Here is a 20,032-nt window from a genome sequence, read left to right as displayed (position 1 = left end):
GTTAGTGATCTTGTGATGGGAGAATGACAAATCTATGGATATCACAGAGTTATTGGCTTTCAGTGTAAAACATAAAGCCTCGGATCTACACCTCTCGGCCGGGGTTCCCCCGATGATCAGGGTTGATGGCGAGGTTCGCAAGATCAATTTGCCCGCCCTGGAACACCGGGAAGTGCACGCCCTCATCTACGACATCATGAACGACCACCAGCGCAAGGAACTGGAGGAGAACTTCGAGGTGGACTTCTCGTTCGAGGTGCCGAACCTCGCCCGCTTCCGGGTCAACGCCTTCCAGCAGGCACGCGGCTCCGGCGCGGTATTTCGGACCATCCCCAGCACGGTGCTGAGCCTCGAAGATCTGGACGCGCCGGAGATCTTTCGCAAGATTGCCGAATACCCCCGCGGTCTGGTACTGGTGACCGGCCCGACCGGCTCGGGCAAATCCACCACCCTGGCGGCCATGGTCAACTACATCAACGAGAACTTTCATCACCACATCCTCACCATCGAGGATCCCATCGAATTCGTGCACGAGAACAAGCGCTGTCTGGTGAACCAGCGGGAAGTACACCGCGATACCAAGAGCTTCAGCAACGCCCTGCGCTCGGCGCTGCGGGAAGACCCGGACATCATCCTGGTGGGCGAGATGCGTGACCTGGAAACCATTCGTCTGGCCATGACCGCGGCCGAGACCGGCCACCTGGTGTTCGGCACCCTGCACACCTCGTCGGCGGCCAAGACCATCGACCGGATCATCGACGTCTTCCCCGGTCCGGAAAAAGACATGGTGCGCTCCATGCTCTCCGAGTCGCTGCGGGCGGTCATCTCCCAGACCCTGCTCAAGCGTATCGGCGGCGGCCGGGTGGCAGCCCACGAAATCATGATGGGCATTCCCGCCGTACGAAACCTCATCCGGGAAGACAAGATTGCCCAGCTCTACTCGGTGATCCAGACCGGGATGACCCACGGCATGCAGACCATGGATCAGAGCCTCAAGCAGCTGGTGAGTCGCGGCATGGTGGCGGCGCTCGATGCCAAGGCCAAGGCGGTCGATCCCAATACCATCTAACCACGACGAATCTAGGGAAGGAGTCGTTATGAATCTGGATGCCCTGCTGACCGAGCTGGTCGCCCGCAAAGGCTCGGATCTGTTCATCACGGTCGGCACGCCGCCGACCCTCAAGGTCAACGGCCACCTGCAGTCGCTGACAGAAGTCCCCCTCGACAAGGCAGGGGCGCTGGCGCTGGTCAAGGAGACCCTGAGCCCTGAGCACTTCGAGCGCTATCTGCACACCAAGGAGGCCAACTACGCCATTCACCGCGAGGTGCTTGGCCGCTTTCGGGTCAGTGCCTTCTGGCAGCAGGAGCTGCCGGGCATGGTGCTGCGCCGTATCGAGACCCGCATTCCCACCTTTGACGAGCTGGCGCTGCCCCCCATCCTGCAGGAGATCGCCCTGGCCAAGCGCGGGCTGGTGCTGTTCGTCGGTGCCACCGGCGCTGGCAAATCCACCACCCAGGCGGCCATGATCGGTTATCGCAACCAGCATATGGACGGCCACATCCTGACGGTGGAAGATCCGGTGGAGTTCGTGCATCAGCACGGCCGCAGCCTGATCACCCAGCGCGAGGTGGGCATAGACACAGCGTCGTTCGACGTGGCGCTGAAGAGTTCGCTGCGCCAGGCGCCAGACGTGATCCTGATCGGCGAAATCCGCAGCCAGGAGACCATGGAGTTTGCCCTGCAGTTTGCCGAGACAGGTCATCTCTGCCTCGCCACCCTGCATGCCAACAATGCCAACCAGGCGCTGGACCGCATCCTGCACCTGGTCCCTCAGGAGAAACACCGCCAGTTCCTGTTCGATCTCTCCTTCAACCTGCGTGCCATCGTGGCCCAGCAACTGCTGCCCAGCCTGGACGGGCGCCGTCGCTGTGCGGCCTTCGAGGTGCTGCTCAACACCCCGCTCATCACCGATATCGTCCGCAAGGGGGAGGTGCACCGGCTCAAGGAGGTGATGACCAAGTCCACCGAGCTCGGCATGCAGACCTTCGATCAGGCGCTGTTCGCCCTGTTCTGTGCCGGCCAAATTGGCTACAGTGAAGCCCTTGCCCATGCCGACTCGGCCAACGACCTGCGACTGCTGATCAAGCTGTCAGGGCGCGAGCAGCTGGGTGCAGGCACTCTCGACAACGTCACCCTGGATGAATGAGGGGCGTGCGTCACCGCTATAAAGGATCGTTATGCTGATTGTGGTTTCCCCGGCCAAGACGCTGGATTACGAGTCGCCGCTGGTGACTTCTCGTTTCACCCAACCCGAGCTGCTGGACCACTCCGCCGAGCTGATCGGCCGGGCCCGCCAGCTGAGCCCGGACCAGATCGCCAGCCTGATGAAGATCAGCGACAAGCTGGCCGGCCTCAACGCCGCCCGCTTTGCCGACTGGCAACCCGACTTCACCCCGGCCAATGCCCGCCAGGCGCTACTGGCCTTCAAGGGGGATGTCTATACGGGACTGGCGGTGGAGGATTTCAGCGAGGCTGATTTCGACTTCGCCCAAGCACACCTGCGCATGCTCTCCGGTCTCTACGGGGTGCTGCGTCCGCTCGATCTGATGATGCCTTACCGGCTGGAGATGGGGATCCGCCTCGACAACGGGCGTGGCAAGGATCTCTACCAGTTCTGGGGCGACATCATCACCGCCCACCTGAACAAGGCGCTGGCCGCTCAGGGAGACGAGGTGCTGATCAATCTCGCCTCCGACGAGTACTTCAAGTCGGTACGTCCCAAGGCCCTGCAGGGGCGCATCATCACGCCGGTGTTCAAGGACGAGAAGAACGGCCAGTTCAAGATCATCAGCTTCTACGCGAAGAAGGCGCGCGGCATGATGGCCCGTCACATCATCAAGCACAGACTCACCAAGGTGGAACAGCTGACCGGGTTCAACACCGATGGCTACTACTTCGTAGCGGAAGAGTCCGACGCCAATACCCTGATGTTCAAACGCGCTGAAAATTAATTACGACCCGAGGGAACCAAATTCAGGATCCCCAAGTCTGAATAGGTGAATCCTCTGTTGTAAGCACTTTTTATTGGCCGACGTTTATACGTCGGCTTTTTTCTTTTCTGGCCCCCATCGAGTGAGTACCAGATAGCACAACGGCCATCCGGGGATGGCCGTTGTGGCGGGCAGGCTTACTTCTTTTTCTTCTTGGCCGACTTCTTCTTGTCGTCCTTCGGCTTTTTCTTCTTCACCGGCACCCGCGCCTCTTTATGTTTGGGGCGCAGTTCGTCGATCACCCGGCGCTTGAGACGCTCTTCGGTGTAGCGCTCGATCTTGGCGACCATCGCCATGTCGTGGGCTTCCACCAGGCTGATGGCGCAACCGCGGTTGCCGGCACGACCGGTGCGGCCGATCCGGTGGACATAGACATCGGCGCCGTAGGGCATGTCGTAGTTGATGACATGGCTGACGTTGGGCAGGTCGATGCCGCGGGCGGCCACGTCGGTGGCGATGAGGAAGGGCACTTCCCCTTCATGGAACTTGCGGATCGACTCGATGCGCTTGCTCTGCTCCATCTCGCCGCGGATCCAGGCGCAGGAGACGCCAGCCGCCTGCAGCTGACCGGACAGCTCCGCCAGCCGCTCACGGGTCTTGACGAAGATGATGGCTTTCTGGGTCTCGGGATCTTTCAGGATGTGTACCAGCAGGGCCAGCTTGTGAGCAGCATCGTCGGCCAGGTGCACCCACTGGGTGATGGGACGACGTTCGCTGCGGGGCGGCTCGGCGTGTAGCTCTACCGGCTCCTTCAGGATATCGTTGGCGAACTTCTCAAGGCCTGCCCCTTCCAGGGTGGCGGAGAACAGCATGGTGTGCTTGCGATAACGCGCCTCTTCCACGATGCGGTTCACATCCTTGATGAAGCCCATATCCAGCATGCGGTCCGCTTCGTCCAGCACCAGTACCTCGATATCGTGGCTCTCGAACTCCTCTTTCTCGATGTACTCGAGCAGGCGGCCCGGGGTGGCCACCACGATGTCGGTGGTCTTGGTCAGGGCCGGCAGTTGCTCTTCATGGCTGACGCCGCCGATGATGGTCTCGATGCTGAGGTTGGTGTGAGCCGCCAGCGCCTTGGCGTGGGCGGTGACCTGCAGCGCCAGCTCGCGGGTCGGGGTCAGCACCAGCATGCGGCACGGACCCGGCTTGCGGCGCGGGAAGTCCAGCAGATGCTGCAGGGCCGGCAGCAAGAAGGCGGCGGTCTTACCGGTACCGGTCGGGGCGGATGCCAGAATATCGCGGCCGTCCAGGGCTGGCTCCAGCACCATTTGCTGAATGGTGGTGGGGCGGGTGAAACCCATCTCGGCCAAGGCCCGGTTGAGGGCTGGATTCAGGTCGAAATCATCAAAGGACTGGCTCATGGCAATACTCGGTCATTAAGGAAACGGCAGATTATAGGCGATTATGTCGTCGGCTCCTATGGCGACTGTGGCTTAGTCGCTATAATCGCCGACCATTTTCTGCGGCGCTGGCACAGGACGGGAGTCGGATGGGACGAAACAGCGGTTTTACCTTCAAGCAATTTCATGTTGATCACGATCGCTGCGCCATGAAAGTCGGCACCGATGGCATCCTGCTCGGCGCCTGGGCGCCTGTCACCAACGCCCGCCGGGTGCTCGACATTGGCAGCGGCAGCGGCCTCATCGCCCTGATGCTGGCCCAGCGCAGCCCTGCCGACTGCCACATCGATGCGGTAGAGCTGGATAGCAATGCAGCCCGGCAGGCTCGCGAGAATGCGGCAGCCTCCCCCTGGCATGAGCGGGTCACCGTCATCGAGAGCGCCATTCAAAACTATCAGGCCGCCCCTTACGATCTGATCGTCTCCAACCCCCCCTACTTCGTGGCGGGCCAGTCATTTCGCGATCCCGCCAGGGCATTGGCACGCCATACCGGCGGCCTCGACAGCCGGGATCTGCTGGTCGCCTGTGACCGGCTATTGGCCCCCAACGGCGAGGTTGCGCTGGTCGTGCCAACGGCCATGGCCGATGAAATTTTATGCATCTCGGCAAATTATGATCTGCACGCCGTTTGTTATACAGCTGTTATCACCAGGGCAGGAAAAGCGGCAAATCGTGTTTTATTGCGACTTGGCAGAGGATTAAACAAGTGTGAGCGGGGTGAAATTGTGATCCATTCTGCTGATGGAACCTATTCCGACAGATACATCCAACTGACCAGCCCCTTCTATTTGAAGATGTAAATTTCGTCTTGAACTATTTTTTCACGCCATTATGCTGACTCCTAAACGAGCACCCGCTCAAGACCAGCTCAAACCACTGGTCGCGATGAAAAAACAAGCGGGGCTCATTTTTTTTACCCCTGAACAATATCGGTCGATGACCAATAAAAAACTATAACAAGCAATAGTTTACAAGACAGACGAGGTTGAACTTGACGAAATCACTCACAATGTCCGACGTGCTCGGATTGGGCTTCATGACCTTCGCCTTCTATCTGGGCGCCGGCAACATCATCTTCCCGCCGTTGGCCGGTTACATGGCGGGTGAGCACCTCTCTCTCGCCATGCTGGGTTTCCTGGTCACCGCCGTGGGCCTGCCCCTTATCACCATCATCGCCGTCGCCAAGGCAGGCAATGGCTGGACCGGCATGACCAAGCTGCTGCCGGCTGGTGTCGCCACCGCTCTGGCCGTCGCCATCTACATCATTATCGGCCCGGCCTTCGCCGCCCCCCGTACCGGCCTGGTGGCTTACGAAATGGGCCTCAAGCCTTTCATTGGTGATATGGGTCAAGCCGGTCTGGCGGCCTATACTGTACTGTTCTTCGGCGTGGCCATTCTGGTCTCCCTCAATCAGGGCAAGCTGATGGATGCCATCGGCAAATACCTGACTCCGGTGCTGATGCTGTTGCTGCTGACCTTGGCCATCGGTGTGTTCGTCGCCCCGCAAGGTAATATGCCGGTCTCTTCCGGCGACTATCAGAACGGCCCCTTTGTGAAAGGGATTCTGGAAGGCTACAACACCATGGACACCCTGGCGTCCCTGATGTTCGGCGCCCTGATCGTCGACCTGTTGCGTCAGAAAGGCATTCATGACTACCAGAGCCAGTTCAAATACCTGGCCATCGCGGGCATCATCTCCGCCATCGGTCTGTCCGTGGTCTACGTCTCCCTGTTCCAGCTGGGCAACACCGCAGCCGGCGTCGCCACCGACATCAGCAACGGCGGTGCCATCGTCAACGCCTATGTGTTGAGCCTGTTCGGTCAGCCGGGTCAGTTCATCCTGGCAGCCATCATCACCCTGGCCTGTTTCACCACCGCCGTGGGTCTGATCTCCGCCTGCTCCGACTTCTTCCACAACTTGACCGGCATGAGCTACAAGAAACTGGTAGTGTTGCTGGGGGTCATCTGCGGCGTGGTAGCCAACGTGGGCCTGAGCCAGCTCATCAGTCTCTCCATCCCGGTGCTGGTCGCTATCTACCCGGTTGCCGTGGCACTGGTGCTGGTCACCTTCCTGAAGAGTTACTTCGGCCGCCCGCGCCTGGTGTTCCGCGCCGTACTGATGGTCGCCTTCCTGTTTGGCTGCCTGGACGGTCTGGGTGCCGCCGGCATGAAGATGGATGCGTTTGCCTTCCTGCCGCTGTTCGACAAGGGCCTGGCCTGGTTGCTGCCGACCCTGCTGGCCTGTGGCCTCGGCATGGCGGTACGCTCCGGCGAGAAACTGGCTGCCGAAGCCGCCTGATTTCGCTCCCGTCCCTCTCAAAGAGCCTGCCTTGTGCAGGCTCTTTTGTTTGTCAGCCAGCAGCCTTTTATTACCACCTGTTGTCCCTTTCCGGCTGCCAGAGCCATGTCGCCACGCCCGACCTCCCTCACAGCAGCCAGCAGCTGATCCGTCGGTGATTTATTCTGGTCAATTGAATTGTTTCAAGATATTAATGTGTGATTGAGATCAAACATCTCTTCTTTATGCTCAGAAGAGTGCTCCTTTATCGATGTGCTCATCGTGGAGGAGAAGTAAGCATTGTTATGCGGATATCTGCCAGGCAGTGGGTGCAATCAACAAAAACAAGCTGATAAGGCAGATGAGGTCAGGTTTGACGAAATCACTGAAGTTGTCCGATATATTCGGACTGGGTTTTATGACGTTTGCTTTCTATCTGGGGGCAGGCAACATCATTTTTCCACCGCTCGCAGGCTTCATGGCCGGTGAGCATCTGATGCCAGCCATGGTCGGCTTTCTGCTGACAGCAGTGGGTCTGCCCCTGTTGACGCTGGTCGCCGTTGCCAGAGGCAGCGCCGGACAAGGCAGCAGCGGCTGGACGGCGATGACCCGCTATCTGCCGACTTGGGTGGCCACGGCGCTGGCCATCGCCATCTACATCATCATGGGGCCGGCCTTTGCCACCCCCCGCACCGGGCTGGTGGCCTACGAGATGGGGCTCAAGCCCTGGCTCGGCGAAGCCGGCCAGCACGGGTTGCTGCTCTACAGCCTGTGCTTCTTTGCGCTGGTGGTCCTGGTGTCGCTGGATCGGGGCAGGCTGCTGGATGCGGTGGGCAAGTACCTGACTCCGGCCTTGATGGTGATGCTGCTGATCCTGGCGCTCGGCGTCGTCATCGCCCCACAGGGCGGCATGCCGGAGGCCAGCGGCGACTATATCGATACCCCGCTCATCAAGGGCATGCTGGAAGGCTACAACACCATGGATACCCTCGCCTCCCTGATGTTCGGTGCCCTCATCATCGGCCTACTGAGGCGCACGGGCATCGAGGACTACCCGAACCAGTTCAAGTATCTGACCATCGCAGGCCTCATCTCGGCAGTTGGCCTCTCGGCGGTCTACATCTCCCTGTTCTACCTGGGCAACAGCGCGGCGGGCGTGGTGACCAACGTCGACAATGGCGGCGCCATCGTCAACGCCTATGTGTTGCGCCTGTTCGGCCACTACGGCCAGTTGATCCTGGCCGCCATCATCACCCTGGCCTGCTTCACCAGCGCGGTCGGCCTGCTCTGCGCCAGCGCCGACTACTTCCACGGTCTGGCCGGCTGGACATACCGCAAGTGGGTACTGCTGATGGGGTGTGTCTCCATCCTGGTGGCCAACGTCGGGCTGAGCCAGCTCATCAGCCTCTCCATCCCGGTGCTGGTCGCCATCTACCCGGTCGCCATCGCACTGGTGCTGGTGACCTTGATGCAGGGCTACTTCGGCCGGCCACGACTGACGTTTCGCGCCGTGTTGCTGGTGGCTTTTCTGTTCGGCTGTCTGGACGGGCTGGGAGCGGCCGGCATGCAGATGGATGCGTTCGCCTTCCTGCCGCTGTTCGACAAGGGGCTGGCCTGGTTGCTGCCCACCCTGCTGACCTGCGGCCTCGGCATGCTGCTGCGCCCCCGCGAAGATCTGGCAGCCGAAGCGGCCTGATCAACCGGGCGACCAACGACAAGAGGCCAGCATCAGCTGGCCTCTTGCATTGGATCTGTCATCCTGGCTGCTACAGCAGCGGGTCTACCTGCTTGGGTCTGCCTGCCAGACCATACCAATGGGCCTCCACCCTCCCGGCATGCCACTCAAAGGTGCCCCAGGGCTGATCTGCCTGCCAGCGCGGAAAGTTCACGACCACCCGATTGTCTTCGTACTTGTAGAGCGAAGTGGTGATCTGGAGATCAGACAGGATGAGCAGCAGGGCCCAACCGATGAAGAACCATTTCAGCGCTTTCCACATAGGGTTACTCGAAACAGATCTCGATGGTGGCACGACCGTAATCTGATTCGAATGGCATCATGATCTTGGTGCCGTCGGCACGATGAGTGATGGTGTGGTTGGGGCCGGAGACGATGATGGGGGTCGCCATGTCGAACTCATACCCCTTCTCCCCCAGCATGCGCTTGGCGCCACCGGTCACCATATTGGTGATCTCGCCCACCATGTCGGTCACTTCTTCATTGATGGTGGCCGGAGCCTCGCCCAGCATCCGGCGCATGATCTCCAGCGCCAGCCCCTTCTCGAAGCTGATAGAGAGCGAGCCACGGGTCTGCGGGCCGACCATGCCGATGAGACCGGAGACATCGCCGCGCGCCAGCTCGTCCATCTTGCGTTTGGGTTTGCCTGGCTTGAGCTCGAGCTGTGCCATGGTGGAGAGCACATTGAGCAAGGAAAGCAGGAACGGGTTTACAAAATCAGCCTTCATGTTGACTTCCTACGGTGGGCGTACAGCGAGCACATTGGCCATGTGCCTCTATTGTCTTATTGGTAATAGTAAAGCCATGCAAGTGGGCTTGCTCGGAAAACGCACCATCGATCGCCGAGTCATGCAACTCGACCACCTCGCCACACCGATCGCAGATGAGCAGTTGCATCGGGTGGGCATGATCGAAGTGACAGCAGAAAATGAAGGCGTTGAGCGATTCCACCTTGTGGGCAAAGCCCTGTTCGAGCAGAAAATCGAGTGCCCGATAAACGGTCGGCGGCTTGGCATGGGCCTCGGTCTGCTGCAACCGGGCCAACAGATCATAGGCGCTGATGGCATTGCCGTGGGCAGCCAGTAGCCTGAAAACCTGACGCCGGGTAGGGGTGAAGCGGATCCCGCGTTGTTCGCAGAGTCGTTCGGCTCGTTGTAAAAGTTGGTCTTGATTCATGATCACGCAATTACCCTTTTTATTAGCCGGATACTATCACAGGGCCCCCTTTGACGCGGTGACAAAATTCATTTTCTGGGGCTGCCTCACGTTGTGGTAAAATCCGCCCCCTTTGTTTAGCCAACCCGGATGATTTTTATGCAGGCGCAGCGTTTTTCCATCGCCCCCATGCTGGATTGGTGAGATTTTTTCTCTAGCCCTTACCAGGCGTGGCCTTCAATTTCCATGGGGCAGATATGGGGCAGGTGTCTGCCAAAACGGCTTTAATCAGGGGTTTTCTCAAGCCTTTCAGCTCTTCTTGTCTACTCTACGAATATGTCCCAACAACTTTGTTCGTTAAAGACAAAAATCAACATCATCAACAGGTTATGTTGATGTTGCTGACCATTTGATTATACCCACTCGAGATCTTAAGAGCGAATAGGAAGGTACATGGGTAGCAGCATCGTCATACGGTTCTGCCTATATGCCTTCCTTGAGCTGTTTGCAGTGCTGGCAGGAACGTCTAGCACTAGATCACTGACAAAGACCAAAAATCAAAAAAAGCCCGCGATTCGCGGGCTTGCATATCCAGAAGATTATCTTCGTGCCTCCATCTTCGTGATCGCCGTTAACCTGCGTACTTCTTTCTCTCTCTGCTGATCTATATAGCTGGCCAGGTCAGTCAGGTGCACCAGATAGTCGCTCTTTTGGCTGGTTCTGAACGTTGGGATGGGTAACATCCCGGCATTTGCCCGCTGTCTAGCAGTTTGATATGACAGACCAAAATACTCACTACAGATCTCTTTAAGCGGTACGATGGGTTTCTCGTATTGCGCCAAGAGCATAAAAACGGTTTGCATGCAGTCACCTCACAACAGAGCCGATATAACTGGGAAGACCGGGAAATCCATTCAATCAACCTCCAGCGCGGTCAGGCCTCTCTTGATACGCTCAGGCCAGATGGCAAAATAGCGGGCCGTTTTTTTCTCCTGTACGACTTTGAGAGTCAATCTATCTAACTCGTTGAATTGCAACCAATCTCTTTTGACTAATCGCAGCATCTGTGAACGGTATTGGGGGCGCAAATTCAGCGCTTGTTTCAGCACATCAGGTTTGATTAACCATTGCAGCTCCCCCTGATGTGTTCGGCAGTAACCAACCCCAGAGTTCAATCGGCCTTCCTGGGGTCTTATATGGGGTCCCCAATCCTGTATGGCGGCCTTCAGCATACAGAACAGCCGGTAATCCTCGTTGTCCAAACCATGACCTCGGTTCTTTAGCCATAGGCTGAAGCAATGGTTAATAGCATTCACTGAATGATGCTCGAGCCAAGGCAACAGGTTGAAATGGTTGGCCATGATCAACGCAACTTGGACTATGGCAAAATGCCTGATTACACGCATTACTTGGGGACTGACGGAATAGCCTAGGGTAACCTCCGCGTTCTCTTTCATCAGTTCGCTGTGATAATTGAGTAGAGCCGTAACTTTTCTTGCTAGCTCCGCCTCTTCATAACTGACCAATCGGTCTACCCATGCGGGGAACAAGCTACCGTAGTAGTTTTTACAGCGTCGCTTTAACTCGTCTGACAGCAGGTCTCCCCGTTTGAAACCGTGAAGTGTATCAAACATGCCATACTGACCTGTTATCGGGATCTCAATCACTCGGCTCAACTGTCCTGCCAATGGTTCTTTACCTAGTTGTGCCAAGTGTTCAGCCAGCGTTACCTCCCCGTTTGACAGGGCAATGGTTCGCCAAGATTCTCCCATGGCTAACTGACCCGTTTCGTTGGATCTCAGCTTGGGTCTACCATTACAAATTGAGTAGACAGCTACATCCGCATCTTCAGCTTTGGCCTGAGATAATTCATCCAGAAAAAGCGGGACGTCGTGGTGTAGTGCTGCGGCCGCAGCTAGGCCATTGGCAGTGCTCAACCAGGTTCGCATGAGTGGCTCATCGCCTAAGACCGAAGTTGCTACCTTCATTGCTGTAGATTTACCAGAGCCCGAGTCGCCATAGAGATGGAAGATCACGTTTTCGACGCCTGAGCTACTGAGCAGAGGTGCACTCAGAGCGACTCCACAGCAAAAAATCAGCAGCGGATTACCAATGCAGACTTTGCCAATCTCTTCCTGCCACTGTTCCAGCGTGCCAGATGATCTCAGCTCCATATCCAGTCCCCTGCGCAGAAGGTACAGCTTTTCATTCTTCCTGGGGGCACCCCAGCTTGGAGTGACAAAACCTTCTGAGTGCCACCCGGTTCGTTCAGCACAGGTCGCAGGTTCAGCACGTTGGATCTCACTGAGTAGATAGCGCTGGATACGTGGCCATGCGTGGGGGCTAAGTTCGAGTGGATAGCCAGAATCGATCAGCATTTCCCGAACCTGCCTGCTGTTATCACCCTGAAGATGCTTAACTAAGACGATATCTTGTAAGTACACCCCATCCAGATTTTTCCACTCAAGCAGGACGCCATAGCTACGCTTCTGATCGGCCGCGCGGGTACGGACTCGCACCTTGATGTGCCCTCCAATCTTTACCCAGCGTTCGGATTCCCTGCATTCCAGTGCATCCGGCAGTAATCGAAATTCCATAAGCACCTCCCTCAAATGTTATTTAGATATTGCTGAATGTCAGACAGCTTGAATCTAATTGAACGGCCGGTGGGGCCTAATCTGATGGGGACTGGTAAGATTCCTGCTTTTACAAGGCGCCGTACTGTCGACTGTGAAAGGTAAGTCAGTTCAGCAACCTCAGCCATCGTTAGCAATGTTCTATTTTGTGTTTCAGCCATACATCCTCCTGGTTTTTCATGTGTTGGCAGGAGCATTCTGAATGTTGTATGTAGAAAACATCGTCGCTGAAACTGCCCTTTTAGGACAAAATGAAAAAATAAAATTCATCTATAAAACAATGTGATGGAGCATTTGGCTCATGGGCTGGTTTTACAGGTCCATTTACTGGTTATCAGCGTATTGGTTTTTGATGCGCTAATAGAGTGAGGCTTTCACATGTGAAAGTTCTTGCTTTTTCTTGACTCTTCACCAGAAGTAGTAATTTTTGATAACGATGCCAGATTTTGGGCGCGGTGGCAGTGTATCCTTTGTTTTGTAAACCCATATCACCAATATTGAAAACAACATTGATAATGCGACCTGCCAGCATAAAAACAGTGATGGGAAAAAGAGAAATACCAACAAATAAAAGCGGATAGGATGTCCAACCATAAAGGACAAGAGCGGCCAGCCCCACAGAGTGACAGGGTAACAAACCAGCAACCAGCCGAACTTGGTGTCCTGAATCGCCATCAATCCGATGGTGACGATCAACATCATAAAGATGTTTTTCACATGGCGCATGCTGAATTCCTCTGTTCACCTATTGCCAATAGGTTAACACGAGGAAGAAAAATGCAACTCTTCAGTCATGCTGGCTTGGGTTTTTCGTCGTGTGCTGTTTCCGGTAGCTGTACAGCGACCAGATAAACACCAAGGTAAAAAAAACTAGCAGTAGTGCCATACCATACAAGAAGCCTTCGGTCATTGCCTAACCCTCAATCAGTGCATATCAGAAAGGATGTCTCACGATGGGAAATTTCTCAATAACCATATGAAAAATATTAAAATTTGCTCTATACGTACAAACTTGATGCCTGACTTGTGAAATGCATGAGAGGTGTGAGCGAAGGCCTCTCTGTGACCAAAGTAGGCTCTGGAAACTTGCCACCAAGTCCTGAACAAACCCCAGCCAGCTCCTTTCCACATAACTATCTATCTGGAATCTTGCTGCATGAATTCCACAATTGTGGAAGGTCTCTACCGAGCTTTATGCTAAAGCAGTTGTCAAAAAGCTCGCCCCTTGAGTCTTTTTGTCTGGAATCTGGCCGCCTATTTTCAATGCGTTTCAATGCATCCTAATAGTTCAGAGCTAATTCATTGCTCGCTCCTATTCGAGAGCACTAATATCGGGTAGTCAGGGGCGTTGTTGCCCAAATCGATGCAGCTTGAATGGAACTAACTGAGGGCTCGGTGATCTGAGCACCAGCATCCTCTTCAAGTCTGCATCATGGGCACGCTGCTTCACTCCATCACCAACTAGCCTAAGTACAATAAGTCTTTGATTAACGGTGTCTCTCTCACCTTCTGGGTTGATGCCGAAGTCATGAACAACTGGTTCCACCACGACAATCACGGGCGACAGGGCTGTAGCCAGCTCTTCACTGACCAGACCACCAGCACCGTCCTGATGCTCAAGGGCATTTTCAACCTATCCCTATGGGTGACTCAGGGCCTGCTCGAGTTGATTAGCACTCCGATTGAGCCCCACCCCCACCCCACTACAGCTGTGTCTGCAAGCGCGCCAGCACCGTGCAGGTGACATACCGCAAGCCACCCAAGGGCAAGGTTACCAATTTGGTTATCGATTCCACCGGCTTGAAAGTGTTTGGCGAGGGTGAATGGAAGGTCAGAAAGCATGGCGGCCAGAAGTAGCGAGTCTGACGCAAGTTGCATCCGGAAGTAGACTCGGTGACACACGATATAGTGGCTGCTGAAGTCTCGCTGGAAAATGTCCATGATGCCGAGGTATTGCCGACATTGCTCGCCCCTCTGCGGCGTAAGCTGGGGCGTGTTTATACGGATGGAGCCTATGACAGCAAAGCTAGCTGTGTAAACCCGCCAGGTTGTTCACAGATTGAGGACGACTGATGGGGGACTGGTAGCCCAGACTGGCATGAGGACGATGCCAGTTGTACTCATGCAGCCACGGTTGCAGGAGCTCTGTCCCGTTGCTCTGACGAGTCATAGATCCGAGCATAGGCCCACTCACGCAGGAGCTCTGAATGAAGCGCTCTGCTTTGCCATTGTTTTGTGGTGTGCAAGGCTTGGTGCGCGGATGCTTGAGCCCCAGCCGACGACACAGCTTCTGGAAACGTTTCGACCGATAACAGGCTCCATTGTCAGTGAGTAGCCGACTGAAATGAATACCGAGCCCGACGTAGTAGCGAAGTGCCTGTAACAGCGCCAGGTAGGAACTGCGTCCCATTTCATCAGGATGCAGGGCACTGAACACCACATGGGAGTGCTCATCAATCGCCACATGCGTATATTCCCATCCCGCCCCAGGAGCATCCTGGGGGCGGTCACACGATGGCCGGGACGATAGAAACCCCCCAGTTTTTTGATGTCCAAATGCAGCAAGTCACCCGGCTTCTCATGTTCATAGCGTTATACCAGAGTGGCAGGTTCCAAGTTAGCCAGTCGATTCAGTCCCATTCGTTGCAGGATACGGGCAACGGTACTGAGCCCTATGCCCAGAGATTGGCTGATGTGCCGATAGGTCAGTCGCTGCTTGCGCAGTTCGATAATCCTCTGTTGGCGCTGGTCATCAATGGCATACGGGCAAGATGCTGCTCGAGAAGAGCGATTGTACAAACCATCAGGTCCCTCCTGGCGATATCGAGTGAGCCACTTGTATGCGGTGCGGGTACTGACCTCCGCAGCGTGAGCGGCCTCTTCAACGCGCAGGCCCTGCTCAAGGATACGCTAGACAAGAAGCTGTCGACCAAAGACGGCTATTCGGGCATTTTTATGGTTGTTCTCTCGGGCACCTCGGGTGATTGGTTTGGTTGGTGCCTCCAATTCTCCGGGAATGCCCCGAGTGAACAACATACTAGAGAGAGCACATCTAGGCGACAGGCACTAACCAGTCGTCCTTAACAGTTTGATAAAACCATATCTTCATCAAAAAAATATATTGATAGACATTTTAGAATGCTCGCAAGCAAAATCAGAACAAGCCTTATCAGACAAAATAGGAGCCGACATTTCATTAACAAATGCAAAACTTGATCCTTTTTAAAACAGAACTAAAATTATAACCATTTAAATAATAAAGGCTGCTTATGAGCAAAGGTTTTATGATTAACGGTTCAATTGCATTTGAGCCAGCCAATTATAAAATGACGATCAATGGAAAAGAGATACGTTTGAGTCAAAAAGAATGTCAGGTTTTGGAAGTGCTTTGTACTCATTGCAATGTCGTCGTAGAACGAAATTTATTCATTGAGCCTATCTGGGGAAATAGTGCCAGTGGTGATATAGGCCTGAATAAAGCCATTTTGTTATTGCGTAGAAAATTTGAGTCTCACGATCTACCCAACCTAATCAACACCATCCCAAGGGTTGGATACACTCTGAATGCAAGTATCGCCGAGCTGTCATATACAGAAGACAACGCCTATCAAGATTCTTCTCCAGAGGAAGAACCGACTGATATATCCCACGCCAACCAAATAATCCCCCATGATGGTACAGGTAGAAAACAACGTGCTTACAAAATTGCCCTTACATCTATCGCCATTATACTGGTTACATCAATCAGTAGCCTGACATTATTAAATAAAAGCAATCCTCCAGCGGTAAAATCTAAGATCCAGACTGGGCTTAGCATCACATATACCTCATCGAAAAAATATGACAGACCGCTATTGACTAAAACTGATGCATATCTATCCAAAGATAATAATTATTATTTTCGAGCGTTGCTGTCCAGCGAAATACTAAGCTTTATACTATACAAAAATAAAATACCAGTGAATCAGCGAATATTCACTATTGATCAAAAGCGTGATATTGAAGAGCAACTGACATGCTTAGATAATTATCTGTCAAAAAATATCACTACAAACGATGAGCCAACTAATGGACTGGTTAGTGGCATGATGTATAGTAGCAAAGAGTTTTACTCTTATTGCAAAAACAATAGCGTTTCTGAATTAGGCATACTATATACCAAGGGGACCAGGCTTGCTCATGGCTCAGATAAAGACCACATGATGTTGCAAGACTTTCTACTAATGACTCCTACAGGAGAGGAGGTATTTCATGTTAAACGCTATGTAAACCATCTTGGTTTTAGTACTGATTATATGAGGATCGTCCAAAAGAGTGTAATGTCTGACAATATAAATATGAATCTGATACATACTAACGAGCTATATTCAGGTCTATTATCTGAATTGACTAAAGATGTTGTCATACATACTCGAGTTGAACCCCTGCTTTATATCAGTGAAATTTTCGGGGGCATGTTGTTTTACTCAAAAGATTATCACTAATATAAAATGTGCAGTGTATAAGTTATACACTGCATAATCTAATAGAGGCTGAGATATCCACATGCCACTGCACCCAATGATGGCCTATACACTCAGAGCTCTTTTATTACGATTTATAAAAAACCACTTTATATCACCACGTCCAATCCTTCCTTGCTGATCCGTTGGCTGAACGAATATTCCGATGCTTTCTCGTATCATATCATCAGTGATATCCAAGCTACATTGATCATTCAGTGAGCATGCTTTTATCAAGCCAACAAATCCATTTCTCTTTCTTATAACCCAAGCAAACTTACTATCTCCTTCTGGAGTAGATGTTGCTGAATGATAATAATACTTTGCATGCAGGGTATGCTGTGGGTATGTGTACGTAAACAGTGTGGCTTCCGGAGGAAAACCATTTGAAAGTTGAGCCACCGGTTGATAGACCACACAATGTTCTGGCTCACTATATCTGTGACGATGAGAAATCGTAACACAACCTTTGAGCTCTTCGCCGACCACCCCTAACAACTCATCAATAGCTATATTCAGCATGCTGAACTTGCCCTTCTGAATTTCCTCTCCATTTCTTAACCACCGATAGTTATATTCACTCTCCGGGTGATTATCCTTTCCTGCATACATAAAAAATACTGATGGTCGGTTGAAGAAGGTGCTCATGGCTATCATTTTTTCATGGCTACTTTTAGCAGAATGGGCCAAGCTAATTAAATACAAGCCGGCAGCCGCAACGATGATAACCGCTGAGGTCATCTTGATTATGATGACCTTAAGTCCATGATACATATACAGCCCCTTTATTAACATGAGCATATCACTATAGCCACTTGATAAACCCAGCAAAGTTACTTTTGATTCCAAATAATTACCAAAAAGGAAGGCGACAATAAACCACCCTAAGGCAATGATTTAATTGGTATTTTTAATGAAGCAATAGTAAGTTCAAAACTTATCCAGACTACGTAAGATGTGTATGCAATGCGACTTAACAACATAATAGGGAATGATAGTGAAAAATAAAACTTACAATCTCGCCGGCTTAGCAAAATCAAATGGTAAACTTAAATTGAAATATCCTGGCGTCATGGCTATTGTCATGTATTCATTTATCCTGACAGCGATAATTGAATTATTGCTAGCATATTTTTTGTATGAAAAACCCACTATTACCTATAATTTTCAATGATATAACACCATCACTATAAAAATAAATAAAGGGAACCAAGAGCATGAATCAACATTTCTTGATCGGGGATAAATTTATCCTTGAGCCAGACCGTTATCGCCTGATTACGCACAACAAAGAAACGCCACTGAGCCAGAAAGAAACTGAGCTGTTAGTCGCACTTTGTACATTCAGCCTATCTGTTGTTGAACGTGGTCACTTGCTTGACTCTATTTGGGGAAATAGCGAGTCAGGTGATATTGGACTCAACAAGAACATTCTGATGCTGAGGCGAAAATTTGAGTCATTCGGGGTCAAGAATGTAATACAAACAGTCCCGCGCATTGGCTACATGCTGTTATTAGAAGCCAAGCCAGTTACCCCTGACAGTGCCATTGAAATAGCTGAGATCACGCAAATGGTGGATGAAAGTCGTAGTGACTCAGCAAGCTTTAATGTGCATGACAGTAGTGATGTCCCCATGGTAGCACCGCAGAGTAGCTGGTACGTAAAAAAAACGAGGATTCTATATTTTACATTGGCAACCGTTGTCGCGGCCATCACATCAATTTATTTCTTTTTCAGTCCTTCGGTTGACAGTAACTATAAATTGATTGATAGCGTTGACAAATATGACAGCCCGCTTGGGGTACTTTTTGTAAAGAAAGATATTGAAAGTGAGGTCTCCGATGACATTGCTCATGTTGTTAATGATATTAATAATATTTTTAGCCGGGTAGCTGATCATGCAAAATATTATATCTTGGCATCAAAAGAGAACATCTCCATTGTATCCATATCACACAATGGCACACACAAGCAGTCTAATTTTTTGGTAGAAAATGGATTTAGCAACTTCCGTGAGGAGTTGCTATGTGCCGTCAAAAACATCACGGGTAATAAGAACCCAAGCATAGCCAATGAACCATCTAGCAGTAGTAGTTTCAAATTTGTTTCCATGCGTTTCTTTAGCAGCTGCCAGGCTAATAATTTTTTGCTGGACTTGAATGTGAAACGTAGTGGTCACCCCAATAAAATTAAAACCGTACTACAGAATTTTTCAGCCAAAGACAGCCAAGGGACAGCATTGTTTCACTTTGATAGAACAAGTGAACGCCAAGAGATTAGTTACCCGGATGGCAGCAAACAGGCGGTCTTTCATAATGCCCCAGCGTCTTTTAACATTGATGCCCATGACATTGTTGGCAACAGTGACGATATTCTTAAAATTATTGGGGAATTTACTGCTGGCGAAGTCCGACAGACAACCATTGACAGTGCCTACGGGGTTTTCATGAGCGACACCATAGGGGGAATACTTTATCTGGCAACATAGAAGATTCCAATAAATTATGAATTATACGGAACTTAACACCGCCACCAGAAAGACGTACTTTTAATCGCGCATTAACTATTGTTTGTCACCAATGACTCTCAACCGCGACACGAAACTATGCGGAGATTCTGTATATCTGTCGGACAGATAGTTACCGCCGAAACTCTCGGTTCTTGTCGCTTTACTTAAAATAACCCAATATAGATCAGAGAAACATGATGTCACAACTTACCAACAAATACATTCTGCTGACCGCTCTCATTCTGGGGGTGGGCACAGCCAACATAGCCCATGCGAATGAAAGCTATCTGACTGAAGGTACTCAGGAAGTGGGCGTACAGGGTTCTGTCGATTTTGATTATGCCGACAAATACCAAGTACTGCTCAACACCAACTATGGCTACTTCCTCAGTCATGGTTGGGAAGTGGGGGGCGATGTGGATATCAATGCCACCAAATCCTATAAATCAGCCGCAGTGGGTGTATTCACCGAGTACAACTTTGTCAACCAAACTGACTGGACGCCATACGTGGGTATTGGCACCCAGTTGCTGACGGCCAATTACAACGATGCGGAGAATCATACCTCCACCGACTCCTTCGATGCCACGGCGATGAACCTCAAGCTCAGCGCAGGCATGAAGTACTTTGTCAATGAACATGTGGCCTTGACAGCAGAAGTGAACCACAACATTGCGACCGATGATCTGCACATGTCCGGTGGTGATCCCAAGCGCTCACTGACCAAATTCCTGATCGGTACCAAGTTCTACTTCTAACTCCATA

20 protein-coding genes and 1 pseudogene are annotated in these 20,032 nt (G+C 52.3%); 10 read left to right on the top strand and 11 right to left on the bottom strand.

Annotation, left to right across the window (positions count from 1 at the left end; all coding sequences use genetic code 11):
• Positions 1-34 precede the first annotated feature (34 nt).
• Genes tapT through yaaA form a run of 3 tightly spaced genes read left to right on the top strand, consistent with a single transcriptional unit; the run spans position 35 to position 3,012 of the window.
• On the top strand, positions 35-1,069 hold the full coding sequence (gene tapT / locus AACQ43_RS15230; RefSeq protein WP_168967788.1) for a type IVa pilus ATPase TapT: 1,035 nt from the start codon (positions 35-37) through the stop codon (positions 1,067-1,069).
• Between the two features lie 28 nt (positions 1,070-1,097).
• Entirely contained in the window at positions 1,098-2,207 is a 1,110-nt protein-coding gene (gene tapU, locus AACQ43_RS15225) for a type IVa pilus ATPase TapU (protein WP_168967787.1), read from the top strand.
• A 31-nt stretch (positions 2,208-2,238) separates the two neighbouring features.
• Positions 2,239-3,012 carry a peroxide stress protein YaaA gene (gene yaaA / locus AACQ43_RS15220; protein WP_168967786.1) on the top strand — a complete coding sequence of 258 codons (774 nt, stop codon included), beginning with the start codon at positions 2,239-2,241 and terminating at the stop codon, positions 3,010-3,012.
• 176 nt (positions 3,013-3,188) lie between these two features.
• Here yaaA and srmB read toward each other — a convergent pair whose 3' ends face one another.
• Entirely contained in the window at positions 3,189-4,412 is a 1,224-nt protein-coding gene (gene srmB, locus AACQ43_RS15215; RefSeq protein ID WP_016351974.1) for an ATP-dependent RNA helicase SrmB, read from the bottom strand.
• Between the two features lie 128 nt (positions 4,413-4,540).
• On the opposite strand from srmB, the gene AACQ43_RS15210 reads away from it, so the two are divergent.
• The 3 genes from AACQ43_RS15210 to brnQ (AACQ43_RS15200) all read left to right on the top strand — a co-directional run bounded on the left by AACQ43_RS15210 (position 4,541) and on the right by brnQ (AACQ43_RS15200) (position 8,425).
• A complete protein-coding gene (locus AACQ43_RS15210; RefSeq protein ID WP_168967785.1) occupies positions 4,541-5,251 on the top strand; it encodes a tRNA1(Val) (adenine(37)-N6)-methyltransferase in 711 nt (236 codons plus the stop codon).
• Positions 5,252-5,460: 209 nt separating this feature from the next.
• The gene (brnQ, locus tag AACQ43_RS15205) at positions 5,461-6,750 is read left to right on the top strand and encodes a branched-chain amino acid transport system II carrier protein (protein ID WP_187268869.1); all 1,290 of its coding nucleotides are present in this window, start codon (positions 5,461-5,463) and stop codon (positions 6,748-6,750) included.
• A gap of 397 nt (positions 6,751-7,147) precedes the next feature.
• Entirely contained in the window at positions 7,148-8,425 is a 1,278-nt protein-coding gene (gene brnQ / locus AACQ43_RS15200) for a branched-chain amino acid transport system II carrier protein (RefSeq protein WP_248281012.1), read from the top strand.
• Between the two features lie 70 nt (positions 8,426-8,495).
• Here the strand turns inward: brnQ (AACQ43_RS15200) and AACQ43_RS15195 are convergent, their stop codons facing one another.
• The 7 genes from AACQ43_RS15195 to AACQ43_RS15170 all read right to left on the bottom strand — a co-directional run bounded on the left by AACQ43_RS15195 (position 8,496) and on the right by AACQ43_RS15170 (position 13,000).
• Positions 8,496-8,726 carry a hypothetical protein gene (locus AACQ43_RS15195; protein WP_029304812.1) on the bottom strand — a complete coding sequence of 77 codons (231 nt, stop codon included), beginning with the start codon at positions 8,724-8,726 and terminating at the stop codon, positions 8,496-8,498.
• A 4-nt stretch (positions 8,727-8,730) separates the two neighbouring features.
• On the bottom strand, positions 8,731-9,192 hold the full coding sequence (locus tag AACQ43_RS15190; protein ID WP_016351979.1) for a chemotaxis protein CheX: 462 nt from the start codon (positions 9,190-9,192) through the stop codon (positions 8,731-8,733).
• Positions 9,182-9,640, bottom strand: coding sequence for a zinc uptake transcriptional repressor Zur (zur, locus tag AACQ43_RS15185; RefSeq protein WP_168967782.1), 459 nt, complete (start codon positions 9,638-9,640; stop codon positions 9,182-9,184). Before zur ends, AACQ43_RS15190 begins: the two co-directional genes overlap by 11 nt.
• 578 nt (positions 9,641-10,218) lie before the next feature.
• Entirely contained in the window at positions 10,219-10,482 is a 264-nt protein-coding gene (locus AACQ43_RS15180; RefSeq protein WP_113995838.1) for a pyocin activator PrtN family protein, read from the bottom strand.
• Positions 10,483-10,533: 51 nt separating this feature from the next.
• Positions 10,534-12,216, bottom strand: coding sequence for a DUF927 domain-containing protein (locus tag AACQ43_RS15175; protein WP_168967781.1), 1,683 nt, complete (start codon positions 12,214-12,216; stop codon positions 10,534-10,536).
• An 11-nt stretch (positions 12,217-12,227) separates the two neighbouring features.
• On the bottom strand, positions 12,228-12,383 hold the full coding sequence (locus AACQ43_RS22235) for a helix-turn-helix transcriptional regulator (protein ID WP_445206793.1): 156 nt from the start codon (positions 12,381-12,383) through the stop codon (positions 12,228-12,230).
• Between the two features lie 206 nt (positions 12,384-12,589).
• Positions 12,590-13,000: a hypothetical protein gene (locus AACQ43_RS15170; protein ID WP_168967779.1), complete on the bottom strand. Its 411-nt coding sequence runs from the start codon at positions 12,998-13,000 to the stop codon at positions 12,590-12,592.
• 738 nt (positions 13,001-13,738) lie between these two features.
• Here AACQ43_RS15170 and AACQ43_RS15165 point away from each other — a divergent pair.
• A pseudogene (locus AACQ43_RS15165) lies at positions 13,739-14,286 on the top strand (IS5 family transposase); the annotation flags it as partial.
• Here AACQ43_RS15165 and AACQ43_RS22230 read toward each other — a convergent pair.
• Both AACQ43_RS22230 and AACQ43_RS22225 read right to left on the bottom strand, forming a co-directional pair.
• The gene (locus AACQ43_RS22230) at positions 14,282-14,692 is read right to left on the bottom strand and encodes an integrase core domain-containing protein (protein ID WP_445206792.1); all 411 of its coding nucleotides are present in this window, start codon (positions 14,690-14,692) and stop codon (positions 14,282-14,284) included. The pseudogene AACQ43_RS15165 and the gene AACQ43_RS22230 overlap by 5 nt on opposite strands.
• Positions 14,693-14,847: 155 nt before the next feature.
• Positions 14,848-15,147 (bottom strand): helix-turn-helix domain-containing protein, encoded by a 300-nt coding sequence (locus AACQ43_RS22225; RefSeq protein ID WP_445206791.1) that lies wholly within the window; start codon positions 15,145-15,147, stop codon positions 14,848-14,850.
• Positions 15,148-15,524: 377 nt separating this feature from the next.
• On the opposite strand from AACQ43_RS22225, the gene AACQ43_RS15155 reads away from it, so the two are divergent.
• Positions 15,525-16,739 (top strand): winged helix-turn-helix domain-containing protein, encoded by a 1,215-nt coding sequence (locus AACQ43_RS15155; RefSeq protein ID WP_168967778.1) that lies wholly within the window; start codon positions 15,525-15,527, stop codon positions 16,737-16,739.
• Between the two features lie 84 nt (positions 16,740-16,823).
• Here AACQ43_RS15155 and AACQ43_RS15150 read toward each other — a convergent pair whose 3' ends face one another.
• Entirely contained in the window at positions 16,824-17,606 is a 783-nt protein-coding gene (locus AACQ43_RS15150) for a hypothetical protein (protein WP_168967777.1), read from the bottom strand.
• Positions 17,607-17,974: 368 nt separating this feature from the next.
• Between AACQ43_RS15150 and AACQ43_RS15145 the strand changes: the two genes are divergently transcribed.
• Both AACQ43_RS15145 and AACQ43_RS15140 read left to right on the top strand, forming a co-directional pair.
• A complete protein-coding gene (locus AACQ43_RS15145) occupies positions 17,975-19,246 on the top strand; it encodes a winged helix-turn-helix domain-containing protein (protein ID WP_168967776.1) in 1,272 nt (423 codons plus the stop codon).
• A 218-nt stretch (positions 19,247-19,464) separates the two neighbouring features.
• A complete protein-coding gene (locus AACQ43_RS15140; protein WP_168967775.1) occupies positions 19,465-20,025 on the top strand; it encodes an outer membrane beta-barrel protein in 561 nt (186 codons plus the stop codon).
• The last annotated feature ends 7 nt before the right edge of the window (positions 20,026-20,032 follow it).

This window comes from Aeromonas sp. DNRA1 (genome assembly GCF_963888745.1).
GTDB lineage: Bacteria > Pseudomonadota > Gammaproteobacteria > Enterobacterales > Aeromonadaceae > Aeromonas > Aeromonas hydrophila.
This window is presented reverse-complemented; position numbering and strand designations above follow the sequence as displayed.